Source organism: Amycolatopsis arida (assembly GCF_900115565.1).
GTDB classification, from domain to species: domain Bacteria; phylum Actinomycetota; class Actinomycetes; order Mycobacteriales; family Pseudonocardiaceae; genus Yuhushiella; species Yuhushiella arida.
Genome location: NZ_FOWW01000001.1, coordinates 44,853 through 58,041, shown reverse-complemented (window position 1 = coordinate 58,041; position 13,189 = coordinate 44,853). Strand labels below are relative to the sequence as shown.

Sequence of the window (13,189 nt, the reverse complement as noted above, 5' to 3'; positions counted from 1 at the left end):
GTTCCACGCAGTCACAAGGAAGGGAAATCAGATGTCGATCCAGGAACAGGCTCAGCAACTCGCGGCGCTCGCCGAGCGGGTGCCGGACGGCCAGGCCCAGGCGATCAGCAGTGACCTGGGGAACCTCCAACAGCAGGTCCACGAAATCCTCGGCGACACCAGCGGAGCGCAGGAGATCCAGGGAGTCGTCAACCAGGCGATCGAGCAGGTCAACAACCTCGCGGCAGCACTGGAGCAGGTGAAGCAGACAATTGCCACGAAGGCGCAGTACCACCAGCAAGGATGACCATCGAGGAGGAGGCCAACCGCCTCCGCGACCTCGCCAACGTCGTCCCGGTGGACGCTCTCGGTCAGCTCCTCACCCAAGTCGAACAGCTCGGGAACGAGGCTCAACAAATCGTCGGGTACGACGACGAGCTGATGAGCCTGATCGGCGACGTCACGCAGACAGCGCAGGACGCCGCGGCCACGATGACACGCCTCCAGCAGGTAATGCGCTCGGTCGCCGCTCGGCACCTCGGCCAGGTAGACGCGTCGGACATCCCACTGGCTACACCCCAGGTGGCTTCCACACAGCCGCCGGCACCACGATCCGCTCCGGCGGTGACGGCTCCGGACGGTTCGAGATATCCCGAGCAGGGGGCGTGGTGCGCCGACCTCTTGCCGCCACGGGTGCGCGTCGGGCAGGGCGACCGGACCATCGGGTACGTTGACGGCTCTTACCACCAGTTCACATCGGGGCTGGACGACACGTATTCGCCACAGATCTGGCGCCGGCTGATGGAGAAGGGGGTTCAGGAAGCGGCCGCGACCTTCCTCAGCACCCACGTCGAGTTGAAGGTGGCTACCGACATGATCATGAGGGGGAAGACAGACAGCGAGCTAGTAATCAACCACCAACCCTGCCGGGCACGATCGCCCCTTCGCCCGGGGTGCGACGATGTCCTGGAGCAGTATCTTCCTCCGGGCTACACGCTGACCGTGCATGGGACCACAGACGAGGGTGAGCCGTTCACCCGGACCTATCGAGGGAAGGCATGAGCACGAAACCAGGGATCGCCCGCCAGGACGCCTATGACATCACCAAGATCAGGGAAGCGAACGACCTGCTAGCCATGATGAAGGCTGTGAACGAGGAGCGTGAGAAGCCCGACGCTGGGGTCGTCTGGTGGCTGTACGCCGGAGCTGACGCGGTCTGCGCGCTCATCGCCGGGGTGCGCGGGGAGCGGGGTGCCCTGCTCTGGTCTGAGCCCACCAAGTCGTTCATCCCCGAGGCAGGCATCAACGACAAGCACGTGGACTACTTCACCTGGGAAAGCCACCACCACCCACAGCGGCCCGGCAGCGAAGTCCCAATCGACCTCATGTACCGGGCTGTCACCGAGTATGTGGCGACCCAGGAGCGCCCCACGTGCGTGAACTGGATCGTCGCCCCGGACCCGTACTCAGGGCACTAACGACAGCCGAGCAGTCTCGTCCGATGAGAGGACCCCGCGCCGGTGCGCCGGGGTCCTCTCCACCTATGCCGCGACGTGGTTTCCGAGCGCGGTCAGTATCCGCTGGATGCAGTCCTGCACGTCAGCCAGGTCGTCTCCAAGGGTTGCTGTGGGAGGGCTGTCTTTCCATACGCGGCTGATGTACTCGATGTTCCGTTCCACGACTTCTGCGTCCTCGTGATGTCCCGTGCGTCGCAGTTCCTGAGCGGCCTTCCTAACCTTCTCCTCCAGGGTCATGCTCGCCTCCCCCCATGCTGGTGATGGAGCGTTGGTACGCCGCTCTCCGACTTCACGGGGTTCGGTCAGGTTCCGAGGTCGGTCCGGTCGTGCACCTTCGGGTGATCTATGTATCCAGCTCGGGCCAGTGGCCTCTTGTGCTGAATCGCCGCCTTGCCGCTCCTCGCGCCACCGTACGTGACCGAGGTGGAGCCTTCTCATGTCACTCTCGTACTGCTCCAGCGTCTCCGTGATGCCGGCCTGCAACCGCTCCACGGCTGAGGGTTCGTTCCGGCTGGTCATGCGGCGTCCTTCGTCTCGATGTGTACGCGATCGCGGTAGTCGTCTGCCAGGTGTCGGGGCTTGCGGCCCTTGTTGCCGGGCAAGATCGTCACAGTCGCCAGCGCGTCGACGATCGCCCGCTTGCGCTCGATCGGCGCCGCCAGGTACACGTCCGGGGGGTTGGGGGCGTCCGCGACGCCGGCCAGCACGCGGTTGGTGGCCTGCGAGGCCAACTCGGTGTTCACTGCGTCGAGCTTCGACATGATCTTGTCTCGTTGACGCAGGAACGCGGTTCGGCTTAGCTCGCCTTCGCCGAGCATGTCCTCCAACTCGCTGATCCGAGCGCGGAGCGAGTTGGCCTTCGTCCGGAGATCCACCGCTTCGCTGCCGCGAACCTCGATCAGGTCCGCGCCGTGCTTGGCCAGCCTGGTGCACACGTAGGTGTTGACGATCGCGTCGATCGGGTCGGCGCGCACTGACAGGTGCAGCCCGTGCTTGCACCGGTATGCCGCGTGTTTGACGCCTCCAGCGCCTTCCGAGGAGATTCCTGCCGAGCGCATCTGCGCCTCGCAGACCGAGCAGATGTAGAGGTTGGTCCCCAGCCACTTGAGCGAACGGCTCCCCCGGTAGGTCGTCCGGTGGTCCTCGTTCAGGATCGCCCGGACCGCGTGGTACTCGTCCATGCTGATGATCGCGGGCCAGATCGCCGTGACGCCTTCCAGGACCTCGCCTCTGTGCTCGACCAGGCCGGCATTGCGCGGGCGCGTGAGGATGCGCTTGAGGGTGGACGGGAGCCACCTCTTCGAGCCCCGCGGCGTCTCGACGCCCATCGCCGTCCACTCCTTGCAGATCGCGTACAGCGACTCGCCAGAGATCACCCGTCGGACCGCCTTCTTGATCAGGGCAACCTCGTGCTCAACGAGCTTGACCCCTACCTCTTCGCGGTTGATCACGTTCCCGTAGGGGTCCCGGATGGCCCCGACGTACCCGAACGGTCGAGCGCCACCGATCCACTCACCGCGACTCAAGGCGGCGAGCTTCTGTGCGCAGATCCGCTCGGACATGTGTTCGACCTCGTACCGGGCGGCTGCCCCGAGGTTGCGAGCCACCAGCCGGCCCGCGGGCGTGGTGAGGTCCAGATGGCCGGCCTTGACGCAGTAGGTCGCAACCTCGCGCGGTTGGCAGACGTTGATGTAGTGCTCCAGCTCGACCGGCGAGCGGTGCAGCCGGTCGGTGTGCCACGCCAGGACCAAGTCGCCCCAGCCCCCACGAAGATCGCCGAGCATCCGGAGGTAGTTCTTGCGCGGCTTGCCGCTGTACGCGGACATGTCGTTGTCGACGTAGACCTCGGTCACCACGACACGCTTGCCCAAGCTCTTGCTCAGCATCGCGGCAAGCTCTCGGCAGTCACCTTCCTGCCGTTCAACTCCGAGGCCGGCGCCCTCCCGGTCCTTGCTGATCCGGACGTAGATGAAGGCGCGGATCACATCGCTGGCGAGTGCCTTGTTCCGGGACCGGCGGGTCATCCGCACCACCTGGAGCCCTCTGACCAGCATGTACCTGACTTGGTGTGGACTACTGTTGAACTCACTTAAACAGTGTCACACAGGAGGCAATCCCTCCGGGTCACCGAGGACGGCCCAGCCGGTGCCGTCCGGCTCCCGGTGGTCCTCCAGCAACGTCGCGCCGAGGCCGACCAGCCGCTCCACCTCGGCGTCCCGGGTGCGGTCGTCCGGCCGCAGGCACACGTGCACCCGGTTCTTGCCCCGCTTGGGCTCGGGCACCCGCTGGAAGAACAGCACCTCGCCGTTGTCGAGCAGCACCTCGCACTCCGGGTCACCCGGAGCGTCGTGCGGGTGCAGCGGGGCCCCGGTGACCTCGCTCCAGAACCGGGCCAGCTCGTGGGGGTTCGCGCAGTCGAACGCCACGTTGCGCAGTCGCGAAGTCATTCCGCCTCCTCGTGCGACACCACGCGACACACTGGCGTTACCGGCGACCCCTGTCGACCGAATTACCGGGACAGAGTCACACCGGGGCGGGCTCGGGCTCCTCGGAGCGCAGCCGCTGCGAGATCACCTTGGTGATGCCGTCGCCCTGCATGCTCACGCCGTACAGCGCGTCGGCGATCTCCATGGTCGCCTTCTGGTGGGTGATGATGATCAGCTGCGAGTTCTCCCGGAGCTGCTCGAGCAGGCCGATCAGCCGGCGCATGTTGGTGTCGTCCAGCGCGGCCTCAACCTCGTCCATCACGTAGAACGGCGAGGGCCGGGCCCGGAAGATGGCCACCAGCATCGCCACCGCCACCAGCGACTTCTCCCCGCCGGACAGCAGCGACAGCCGCTTGACCTTCTTGCCCGGCGGCCGCGCCTCGACGTCGACGCCGGTGGTCAGCAGGTCGTCGGGCTCGGTGAGCACCATCCGCCCCTCGCCGCCGGGGAAGAGCACCGAGAACACCGTCTCGAACTCCCGCGCCACGTCGACGTAGGCGCTGCTGAACACCTCGAGGATCTTGTCGTCGACGTCCTTGATCACGGTGAGGAGGTCCTTGCGGGTGGCCTTGAGGTCCTCGAGCTGAGTGGACAGGAACTTGTAGCGCTCCTCCAGCGCGGCGAACTCCTCCAGCGCCAGCGGGTTGACCTTGCCCAACAGCGCGAGGTCCTTCTCGGCCCGCCTGGCCCGCCGCGCCTGGGTGTCCCGGTCGTACGGGATCGGCTGCGGCGCGACGACCGTCTCCCCGCGCTCCTTGGCCGCCTCGTACTCGGCCAGCTCGCCCGGCCCCGGCGGCACCGGCACGTCCGGGCCGTACTCGGCCACCAGGTCGTCCAGCCCCATGCCGAAGTCCTCGGCGATCTTGTTCTCCAGCTGCTCCAGCCGCAGCCGCTGCTCGGCCCGCAACACCTCGTCGCGGTGCACCGCGTCGGTGAGCTTCTCCAGCTCGCCGGTCAACTCGCGGACCCGGTTGCGCACCTGGCCGAGCGCCTCCTCGCGCCGCTGCCGGCGCTGCTGCGCGGCGTCCCGCTCAGCCGCGGCCCGCTGCAGCGACACCTCGATCCGATCCAGGGCCAGCTCGCCACCGCGAACCACCGCGCCGGCGATCTCCGCGCCGCGGGCCCTGGCGACGCGGGCCTTCTCGGCCCGCTCGCGGGCCTGCCGCTCGGCCTGCGCGGCGCGGCGCAGCGCGTCGGCCTTGCCGGCGATGCCGCGGGCCCGCTCCTCGGCGGTGCGCAGCGCCAGCCTGGCGTCTACTTCTTCCTGCCGGACCACGGCGAGCGCGCTCGCCGCCTCGTCCCGCGCGGAGGTGTCCGGCTCGGCGTCCACCGGCTGCTCGGCCACCGCGGCCAGCCGCTCCTCCAGCTCGCTGAGCTGGGCGAGCGCCTCCTCGCGGCGCTGCTCGACCTTGGCCCGCTGGGTGCGCAGCCGCTCCACCTCGGCCTCCGCCGAGCGGGCCGCCTGCTCCATCCGGCTCAGCCGCTCCGCCGACCGGGCCCGGCGCACCCGCGCCTCGCTCAGCGCCTCCTTGGCCTTCGCCACCTCCTCCCGGCGGGCCTGCTGCTCGGCGCGGGCGCCCTCGAGCTCGGCGGCGGCGCGCTCCAGCGCCCGCTCGGCGGCGAGCATCCGGTCCTGCGCCTCGTCGACGGCGGCCTGCACCTCGATCACGCTCTCGTCGCGGGCGGAGCCGCCGGTCACCCAGTGCGCGCCGACGACATCGCCGTCGCGGGTGACCGCGCGCACCTCCGGGCAGGCCAGCACCAGGTCCTGCGCGGCCGCAAGGTCGGCCACGACGGCCACCCGGTCCAGCGCCCGCTCCACCGCGGGGCGCAGCGCGTCGGGAGCGCTCACCACCTCCCTGGCCCACCGGGCACCGCTGGGCAGCGCCGGCCAGCCGGTGGTGTCGACGGCGCCGGCGCGGTCGGTGGGCACCAGGCCGGCGCGGCCGGCGTCGTGGCCCTTCAGGTAGCGCAGCGCGGCCACGGCGTCGTCGCCCTCGGCGACCGCGACGGCCTCGGCCACCGGGCCGAGCGCGGCGGCCAGCGCCACCTCGTAGCCGGGGTCGACGGTGAGCAGCGCCGCCACCGAGCCGAGCAGCCCGGGCAGGTCGTCGGCCGCGGCGAGCAGCGCGCCGGCGCCGTCCTTGCGCTTCAGGCCCATGGACAGGGCATCCACCCTGGCCTTCTCCGAGGCGATCTCCCGCTCGGCCGTGCGCTCGGCACGGACCAGCTCCTCGACCCTGGCCTTGGCGGCGTCGTTGGCCCGCACCGCCCGGTCGTGCCGCTCCTGCAGCCCGGCGTCGTCGGACTCCTCCACGCCGCCCTCGGCTCGCGCCTGCTCCAGCTCCTCGACGGCGACCTCGGCCCTGGCCGCGGCCTCCTCGATGCCGACGGTGAGCCGCTCGATCTCCTCCGCGGTGGCGCCGGTCTTGCTGCGCAGCGCCTCGACCTGGCCGGTGAGCTTGGCCAGCCCCTCCCGCCGGTCGGCGATGGCCCGCACCGCGGCCATGTGCTCCTTCTCCGCGGCCTGCAACCGGCGTTCCAGCTCCTCGCGGCGCTCCACGGTCGCCGACAGGGTCGCCCTGGCCTCGGCGACGGCGGCGGTGAGCTCCTCCTCCCGCTCGGCGACCCGCTCGGCCTCGGCGAGCAGCTCCTCCGGGTCGCGGCCGCCGGTGGGGGCCTGCACCTCCGCGGAGAGGTGCCGCTCCCGCTCGACGGCCAGCCGCACCGTGCCGCGCAGCCGCTCGGCCAGCGCGGACAGCTTGTACCAGGTGTCCTGTGCGGCGGCCAGCCGCGGCGCGTCCTCGGCGAGCGCGTCCTCCAGCTCGGTCTGCTCGGAGGTGGCGACCTCCAACGCCTGCTCCACCTCGGCCCGCCGGGCGCGGGCGGCGTGCTCGTCGGCCTCCTCCCTGGCCAGCTCGGCACGCTGGGTCACCAGGTCGTCGGCGAGCAGCCGCAGCCGGGCGTCACGCAGCTCGGCCTGCACGGCCTGCGCCTTGCGGGCGATCTCGGCCTGCTTGCCCAGCGGCTTGAGCTGGCGGCGCAGCTCGGCGGTGAGATCGTTGAGCCGGTCGAGGTTGGCCTGCATCGCGGTGAGCTTGCGCAGCGCCTTCTCCTTGCGCTTGCGATGCTTGAGCACGCCGGCGGCCTCCTCGATGAAGGCCCGTCGCTCCTCCGGCTTGGCCTGGAGGATCTCCGACAGCTGGCCCTGGCCGACGATCACGTGCATCTCGCGACCGATGCCGGAGTCGGACAGCAGCTCCTGGACGTCCAGCAGACGGCAGCCGTTGCCGTTGATCTCGTACTCGCTGGCGCCGTCACGGAACATCCGGCGGGTGATCGAGACCTCGGAGTAGTCGATGGGCAGCGCGCCGTCGGCGTTGTCGATGGTGAGGGTGACCTCCGCACGGCCGAGCGGCGCGCGCCCGGCGGTGCCGGCGAAGATGACGTCCTCCATCTTGCCGCCGCGCAGGTCCTTGGCCCCCTGGGTGCCCATCACCCAGCGCAGCGCGTCCAGCACGTTGGACTTGCCGGACCCGTTCGGGCCGACCACGCAGGTGATGCCCGGCTCGAAGCGCAGCGTGGTGGCCGAGGCGAAGGACTTGAAGCCCTTCAGCGTCAAGCTTTTCAGGTGCACCTGGTGCTGACCTCTCCGCTGCCGGTGGGCTGGGTTCCAGTCGGCGGAGTCTACCCGCCGGGCTCCGCCGAACCGGGGACCTGTACCGACATCAGGGGTTGACGCGTCCGGGGTGGGGCGCCTGGCCGGGCGTGCCGGGTGCCTGATCAGCGCTCGACGAAGCCCTGGATGCCGCCCTTGGCCGGTGACCAGCGCTCGACGACGTGATCCACCCGACCGGGTGATTCTCCGGAGCGCAGTGCCGCCAGCAACCGCGCACAGTTGTCCTTCGGCCCCTCGGCCACCACCTCGACCCGCCCGTCGGGAAGGTTGGTCGCGCTGCCGGCGAGGCCGAGCTCGAGCGCCCGGCTCCGCGCCCACCAGCGGAAACCAACACCCTGGACGTGTCCGTGCACCCAGGCGGTGAGCCTGGTGCCCCCAGTCGTGTCGCTCACGCCCCCTCCTCGCTGGCGCTCGTCGGACTGCTGTGTTGCATGGCGTCGAACGGCGTGCTCGCCAGCTCGCCCGCGTCCCCATGGTGCCGGCAGGGACGACGGTCCCGCATCCAGCCCGACTCGTTGCCCTGGGTGAGCGGTGCGGAGGCACTCACTCGCCCTTCGTGACCCTTTGGTGATAGCGTGCCGCCGGGGTCCGCCACCCGAACGGGTGCCATCACACCCACCGCACGACCTCCCCGCGCAGACCTGTCACTCACCGAGGAGCGTTGCATGACCCCCTCCCCCGGGTCGCCCCAGAGCCCCCGGACCGTGTCCGCCGCGGCCGCCCACCGGACCGAGACGGGGAAGCTGCAGCGCAGCGGCTACCTGATGCTCGCGGCCAGCGGGGTCGCCGTCGCCACCGCCTTCGCCGGCATCGCCCAGCTCAGCGGCGGCACGACCACGGCGGGTGGACCGCCGCCCGCGCACGGTCCCGCCTCCTCCGGCGGTGCCCAGCTGGTGCCCGGCCACGGCGTCCCCGGCGAGGACACGGTCGTGGTCAGCGGTGTCGCGTCGGCCGGTGACCTGACCACCCCGCCGACCGCGACCACCGTGGTCACCCTCGGCCCGGACGGCACACCCACCACGACGGTGCTGCCGCCCCCGCCGCACCAGCCCGGACAGCCGAACGTCCCGCGCCCGACCGGCTGGCCGGGCCCGACGCCGCCGAACCCCGGGCCCAGCGACCCGGGTAGTCCGAGCCAGCCAACGGATCCGGATCCCGATCCCTCGACGGACCCCAGCACGCCCAGCACGTCACCGAGCGACCCGCCCGACTCCACGGGGCCGACCGAGCCGCCGACCTCGGGCGGCTCGGGCACCTCGACCACGAACCCCTGAGCGCCCGCTACCCCTCCGGGGCGAAGAAGAAGGCGAGCACGATCAGCACGATCGTGACGACCAGCCAGCGCAGGGCACGGTTGCTCGGCCGCGGACCGGAGCGCAGGAGCTGGATCCCCAGCGGCACGAACGCCACGCACAACCCGCCGACCGCGATCAGCGACTGCGGCGCCTCGGTGCCCTTCAGGGTGCCCAGTATCAGACCCGACATGAGCCCGAGCGCGACCGCCCGCACCGGCCCCAGCGCACCGGAGAGATAGGCGCCGACGGCGAGCACCACCCATCCGATGAGCACCGTGACGGCCGGGAACCGGAACACGTGCCACGCCTGGTAGGAATCGGCCACCGCGTCGGTCGCCGGGGCCAGCCCCCGCACGTCGACCAGCTGGAACGCCAGGTGGTCGATGCCGCCGTGGAAGGTGCGGGTGAACAGGCCGAACATCACGAGCGCCCCACCCCACACGGCCCACGTGGGCCGGGTGGCGCCGATCATCCTGGCCAGTGTGAGCACGGCGGGCCACAGCAGGACGTTGCCCGCCACGAAGCAGGCGTACGCGGCGGTCATCAGCGCGGGGTGCCGGTCGTAGGCCGCGAGTTGCTGCGGGAAGAAGAAGTGGAACGGGATCCGCAGCAGCAGGCCGGTGAGCATCAGCGGCGGCCCGAGGACCAGCGCCGTGCCGCCGACCCAGCGCCCGGGAAACCAGAACCGCCCCGACCAGAATCCGCCTTCTCGCAGGGCCGTCGCGTTGGCCGCCCTGCGTTCCGCTCCCACCCCGCGCCACCCGCGGTTCACCTTGGTCATGTGGTCCAGCGTCGGCGTTCCGCCGCGTCCGCACATCGGACCCGGGGCCGAACATCGGCCTCCACCCACGGTCGGACCCGGCGGCTCGACCACGGCCCCGAGAACGGGCCTACGGCTCGAAGCGGTAGCCCATCCCGGGCTCGGTGAGCAGGTGCCGGGGCCGGGAGGGCTCCCGCTCCAGCTTGCGGCGCAGCTGCGCCAGGTAGACCCGCAGGTAGTGCGACTCGGTGTCGTACGAGGGGCCCCACACCTCGTGCAGCAACTGCTTCTGCGCGACCAGCCGGCCGCGGTTGCGCACCAGCAGCTCCAGCACGCCCCACTCGGTCCTGGTGAGGTGCACCTCCTTGCCGTCCCGGATCACCTTCTTCGCGACCAGGTCCACGGTGAACGAGCTGGTCTCCACCACCGCGTCGGCGTCGTCGGCGGCGGAGGTGGCCGAGCGGCGCACCGTGGCGCGCAGCCGGGCGAGCAGCTCGTCCATCCCGAACGGCTTGGTGACGTAGTCGTCGGCGCCGGCGTCGAGCGCCTGCACCTTGTCCGTTGAGTCGCCGCGGGCGGAGAGCACGATGATCGGCACGGTGGTCCACCCGCGCAGGCCGTTGATCACCTGCACCCCGTCCATGTCCGGCAGCCCGAGGTCGAGCACCACCACGTCCGGCTTGGTCTCGGCCACGGCGCGCAGCGCGGCCGCGCCGTCGTGCGCGGTGATCACCCGGTAGCCGCGGGCGGCCAGGTTGATCCGCAGGGCGCGGACGATCTGCGGCTCGTCGTCGACCACGAGCACCGAACTCCCGGCGCCCTGGCCGGCCGGTTTCGCGTTCATGCCAGCTGCTCTCCCGTCTGCGTCGTGGACGTCGCCGTGGAAGTCGCCGTGGGCGTCGCCGAGGGCCTCACCGTGGGTGCCACCGGCAGCGAGATCACCACGGTGAGCCCGCCGCCCGGGGTGTCCTCGGCGCGGATGCCGCCGCCCATCGCCTCGGTGAAGCCCTTCGCCACGGAAAGGCCGAGCCCGACTCCGGGCGCGGCGCTGCGGTCGCCCAGCCGTTGGAACGGCGCGAACGCCGAGTCCGCGGTGCCCTTCGGCAGGCCGCGGCCGTGGTCGACCACCCGCAGCTCCACCCACCCGGAGTGGACGCTGGCCCGCATCGCCACCGGCCGCGCCCCCCGGCCGTGCCGCAACGCGTTGTCCAGCACGTTGGCCACCACCCGCTCCAGCAGGCCGGGGTCGGCGAGCACGGCGGGCAACCGGTCGTCCACATCCACCCGCACCGACTCCGTCCCGTCCACCTCGGCCAGCGCCCGCGCGACCACCTCGTCGAAGCCGACCGGCCGCAGGTGCGGACGCACCGCGCCGGTCGCGAGGCGGGAGGAGTCGAGCAGGTTGTTCACCAGCCCGGCCAGCCGGTCGGCCGACTCCTCGACGGTGGCCAGTAGCTCGGCGGTGTCGGCCTCGGACAGCTCGATGTCCCCGGCGCGCAGGCTGCCCACCGCGGCCTTGATCGAGGTGAGCGGGGTGCGCAGGTCGTGGCCGACGGCGGACAGCAGCGCGGTGCGCAGCTCGGTGGCCTCGGCCTTGCGCTCGGCGCGCGCGGTGGCCGCGGCCATCCGCTGCTGGCGCAGCGCGAGCAGGGCCTGCCCGGCGGCCGCCTCCAGCACCCTGCGGTCCGCGGCGCGCAACGTCCGGCCACGCAGTGCCAGGTGCACGTCCTCGGTGACCGGGACGTCCATGTCGGCCTCCCCCGGCCCCGCGCACGGGTCGGCGCCGGACTGCGCCACCCGGTGCCAGCGCCCTTCCCGCCGCTCCAGCAGCGCCACCGAGCCGAGCCCGAAGTTCTCCCGCACCTTCTCCAGCAGGCGCTCCAGCGGCCGGGGATGGGTGAGCACGGTGCGCGCGTAGGAGGCCAGCAGCGCGGCCTCGGTGCGGGCTCGGGCCGCCTGCCCGGCCCGCCGCGCCGCGCGGTCGACCACCAGCGCCACCAGCACGGCCACCACCACCATGGCGACCAGCGTGACGACGTTGCTCTGCGCGTACACCGTGAGCGTGTGGTAGGGCTCGGTGAAGAAGAAGTTGAGCAGCAGCCCGGACAGCACCGCGGCGAGCAGCGCCGGCCCCAACCCGCCGACCAGCGCGACGATCACCCCGGCGAGGAAGTAGTCGACCACGTGGGTGGACAGGTCCAGCTCGGCGCGCAGGGCCACGCCGAGCGCCGTGGCCAGCGCCGGCAGCAGCACCGCGAGCACCCAGCCGAGCCACCGCCGGGACGCGGCGAGGGAGCTGCCACCGAGCTTGCGGCGCAACCGCCCGCCGGCCTCGTCGTGGGTGACCATGTGCACGTCGATGGGCCCGGACTCGTGCACCACGGCCGCGCCGATGCCCTCGTCGAAGAACCGGGCGATCCGCGACCGCCGGGAGGTGCCGAGCACGAGCTGGGTGGCGTTGACCCCGCGGGCGAAGTCGAGCAGCGCGCTGCGCACGTCGTCGCCGACCACGGTGTGGAACGTGGCCCCGATCTCCTCGGCCACCCGGCGGCAGCCGGCCAGCGAGGTGGGCTCGATCGGCAGCGGGCCGTGCCCGGCCAACCCGTCGCCGCGCAGCACGTGCAGCACGAGCAGGTCGGCGCCGGCGCGGGCGGCGATCCGGCGACCGCGGCGGATCAGCGTCTCGCTCTCCGGCCCTCCGGTCACCGCCACCACGACCCGTTCCCGCGCCTCCCAGGTGTCGGTGATCCGCTGCTCGGCCCGGTACCGCTGCAGCGCGACGTCCACCTGGTCGGCCACCCAGCGCAGCGCGAGCTCGCGCAGCGCGGTGAGGTTGCCGGGACGGAAGTAGTTGCTCAGCGCGGCGTCGATCCGGTCGGCGGGGTAGACGTTGCCGTGCGCCAGCCGGCGGCGCAGCGCCTCCGGCGTGATGTCCACCAGCTCCACCTGCTCGGCGCGGCGCACCACCTCGTCCGGGATGGTCTCCCGCTGGGTGACCCCGGTGATCCGCTCCACCACGTCGTTGAGGCCCTGCAGGTGCTGCACGTTCACCGTGGACAGCACGTCGATGCCGGCGTTGAGCAGCTCCTCGACATCCTGCCAGCGCTTGGGGTGGCGCGACCCGGGGGCGTTGGTGTGCGCGAGCTCGTCGACCACCGCCACCTCCGGCGCGCGGGCCAGCACGGCGTCGGTGTCCAGCTCGGTCAGCTCGTGTCCACGGTGGACCACCCGACGCCGGGGGACCACCTCCAGGCCGTCGAGCAGCTCGGCGGTGCGCCGCCGGCCGTGCGTCTCGACCAGCCCGACGACCACGTCGGTGCCCCGCTCCCGCCGCCGGTGCGCCTCGCCGAGCATGGCATAGGTCTTGCCCACGCCGGGCGCGGCCCCGAGGTAGATCCGCAGCTCACCCCGGCGACGCCGGGTGCCCGGCTCCGCCGCGCCCTCCGGGACGGGCTGCGCTGTCTCCACGATGC

At 71.8% G+C, this 13,189-nt stretch carries 13 protein-coding genes; 4 read left to right on the top strand and 9 right to left on the bottom strand.

Annotated elements, in window-relative coordinates; all coding sequences use genetic code 11:
* Positions 1–31: 31 nt before the first annotated feature.
* Genes BM051_RS00260 through BM051_RS00250 form a run of 3 tightly spaced genes read left to right on the top strand, consistent with a single transcriptional unit; the run spans position 32 to position 1,457 of the window.
* Positions 32–286 (top strand): hypothetical protein, encoded by a 255-nt coding sequence (locus BM051_RS00260; RefSeq protein WP_092526104.1) that lies wholly within the window; start codon positions 32–34, stop codon positions 284–286.
* Positions 283–1,041: a DddA-like double-stranded DNA deaminase toxin gene (locus tag BM051_RS00255; protein ID WP_092526101.1), complete on the top strand. Its 759-nt coding sequence runs from the start codon at positions 283–285 to the stop codon at positions 1,039–1,041. Before BM051_RS00260 ends, BM051_RS00255 begins: the two co-directional genes overlap by 4 nt.
* Positions 1,038–1,457 (top strand): Imm1 family immunity protein, encoded by a 420-nt coding sequence (locus BM051_RS00250; RefSeq protein WP_092526098.1) that lies wholly within the window; start codon positions 1,038–1,040, stop codon positions 1,455–1,457. Before BM051_RS00255 ends, BM051_RS00250 begins: the two co-directional genes overlap by 4 nt.
* 63 nt (positions 1,458–1,520) lie before the next feature.
* Here BM051_RS00250 and BM051_RS28245 read toward each other — a convergent pair whose 3' ends face one another.
* From BM051_RS28245 to BM051_RS28825, 6 genes are all read right to left on the bottom strand, one after another.
* The gene (locus BM051_RS28245; RefSeq protein WP_134045922.1) at positions 1,521–1,733 is read right to left on the bottom strand and encodes a hypothetical protein; all 213 of its coding nucleotides are present in this window, start codon (positions 1,731–1,733) and stop codon (positions 1,521–1,523) included.
* Positions 1,734–2,011: 278 nt separating this feature from the next.
* Complete coding sequence (locus tag BM051_RS00245; protein WP_166677591.1) at positions 2,012–3,520, bottom strand: recombinase family protein; 1,509 nt, start codon at positions 3,518–3,520, stop codon at positions 2,012–2,014.
* A 75-nt stretch (positions 3,521–3,595) separates the two neighbouring features.
* Positions 3,596–3,943 (bottom strand): VOC family protein, encoded by a 348-nt coding sequence (locus BM051_RS00240; protein ID WP_092526092.1) that lies wholly within the window; start codon positions 3,941–3,943, stop codon positions 3,596–3,598.
* A 76-nt stretch (positions 3,944–4,019) separates the two neighbouring features.
* Positions 4,020–7,619 carry a chromosome segregation protein SMC gene (gene smc, locus BM051_RS00235; protein WP_092526089.1) on the bottom strand — a complete coding sequence of 1,200 codons (3,600 nt, stop codon included), beginning with the start codon at positions 7,617–7,619 and terminating at the stop codon, positions 4,020–4,022.
* Positions 7,620–7,765: 146 nt separating this feature from the next.
* On the bottom strand, positions 7,766–8,053 hold the full coding sequence (locus tag BM051_RS00230; RefSeq protein ID WP_092526086.1) for an acylphosphatase: 288 nt from the start codon (positions 8,051–8,053) through the stop codon (positions 7,766–7,768).
* Positions 8,050–8,208 carry a hypothetical protein gene (locus tag BM051_RS28825; RefSeq protein ID WP_166677590.1) on the bottom strand — a complete coding sequence of 53 codons (159 nt, stop codon included), beginning with the start codon at positions 8,206–8,208 and terminating at the stop codon, positions 8,050–8,052. Before BM051_RS28825 ends, BM051_RS00230 begins: the two co-directional genes overlap by 4 nt.
* A 118-nt stretch (positions 8,209–8,326) precedes the next feature.
* Between BM051_RS28825 and BM051_RS28820 the strand changes: the two genes are divergently transcribed.
* On the top strand, positions 8,327–8,935 hold the full coding sequence (locus BM051_RS28820) for a hypothetical protein (RefSeq protein WP_166677589.1): 609 nt from the start codon (positions 8,327–8,329) through the stop codon (positions 8,933–8,935).
* 7 nt (positions 8,936–8,942) lie between these two features.
* Here BM051_RS28820 and BM051_RS00220 read toward each other — a convergent pair whose 3' ends face one another.
* From BM051_RS00220 to BM051_RS00210, 3 genes are all read right to left on the bottom strand, one after another.
* Positions 8,943–9,737 carry a hypothetical protein gene (locus tag BM051_RS00220; protein ID WP_243859267.1) on the bottom strand — a complete coding sequence of 265 codons (795 nt, stop codon included), beginning with the start codon at positions 9,735–9,737 and terminating at the stop codon, positions 8,943–8,945.
* A gap of 109 nt (positions 9,738–9,846) precedes the next feature.
* Positions 9,847–10,560: a response regulator gene (locus BM051_RS00215; RefSeq protein ID WP_092526080.1), complete on the bottom strand. Its 714-nt coding sequence runs from the start codon at positions 10,558–10,560 to the stop codon at positions 9,847–9,849.
* Positions 10,557–13,184 (bottom strand): sensor histidine kinase, encoded by a 2,628-nt coding sequence (locus BM051_RS00210; protein ID WP_166677588.1) that lies wholly within the window; start codon positions 13,182–13,184, stop codon positions 10,557–10,559. Before BM051_RS00210 ends, BM051_RS00215 begins: the two co-directional genes overlap by 4 nt.
* Positions 13,185–13,189 lie beyond the last annotated feature (5 nt).

Coding starts and splice junctions, on each gene's coding strand:
- BM051_RS00260 (WP_092526104.1), top strand. CDS start 32: ATGTCGATCCAGGAACAGGCTCAGCAACTCGCGGCGCTCGCCGAGCGG.
- BM051_RS00255 (WP_092526101.1), top strand. CDS start 283: ATGACCATCGAGGAGGAGGCCAACCGCCTCCGCGACCTCGCCAACGTC.
- BM051_RS00250 (WP_092526098.1), top strand. CDS start 1,038: ATGAGCACGAAACCAGGGATCGCCCGCCAGGACGCCTATGACATCACC.
- BM051_RS28245 (WP_134045922.1), bottom strand. CDS start 1,733: ATGACCCTGGAGGAGAAGGTTAGGAAGGCCGCTCAGGAACTGCGACGC.
- BM051_RS00245 (WP_166677591.1), bottom strand. CDS start 3,520: ATGACCCGCCGGTCCCGGAACAAGGCACTCGCCAGCGATGTGATCCGC.
- BM051_RS00240 (WP_092526092.1), bottom strand. CDS start 3,943: ATGACTTCGCGACTGCGCAACGTGGCGTTCGACTGCGCGAACCCCCAC.
- BM051_RS28820 (WP_166677589.1), top strand. CDS start 8,327: ATGACCCCCTCCCCCGGGTCGCCCCAGAGCCCCCGGACCGTGTCCGCC.
- BM051_RS00220 (WP_243859267.1), bottom strand. CDS start 9,737: ATGACCAAGGTGAACCGCGGGTGGCGCGGGGTGGGAGCGGAACGCAGG.
- BM051_RS00215 (WP_092526080.1), bottom strand. CDS start 10,560: ATGAACGCGAAACCGGCCGGCCAGGGCGCCGGGAGTTCGGTGCTCGTG.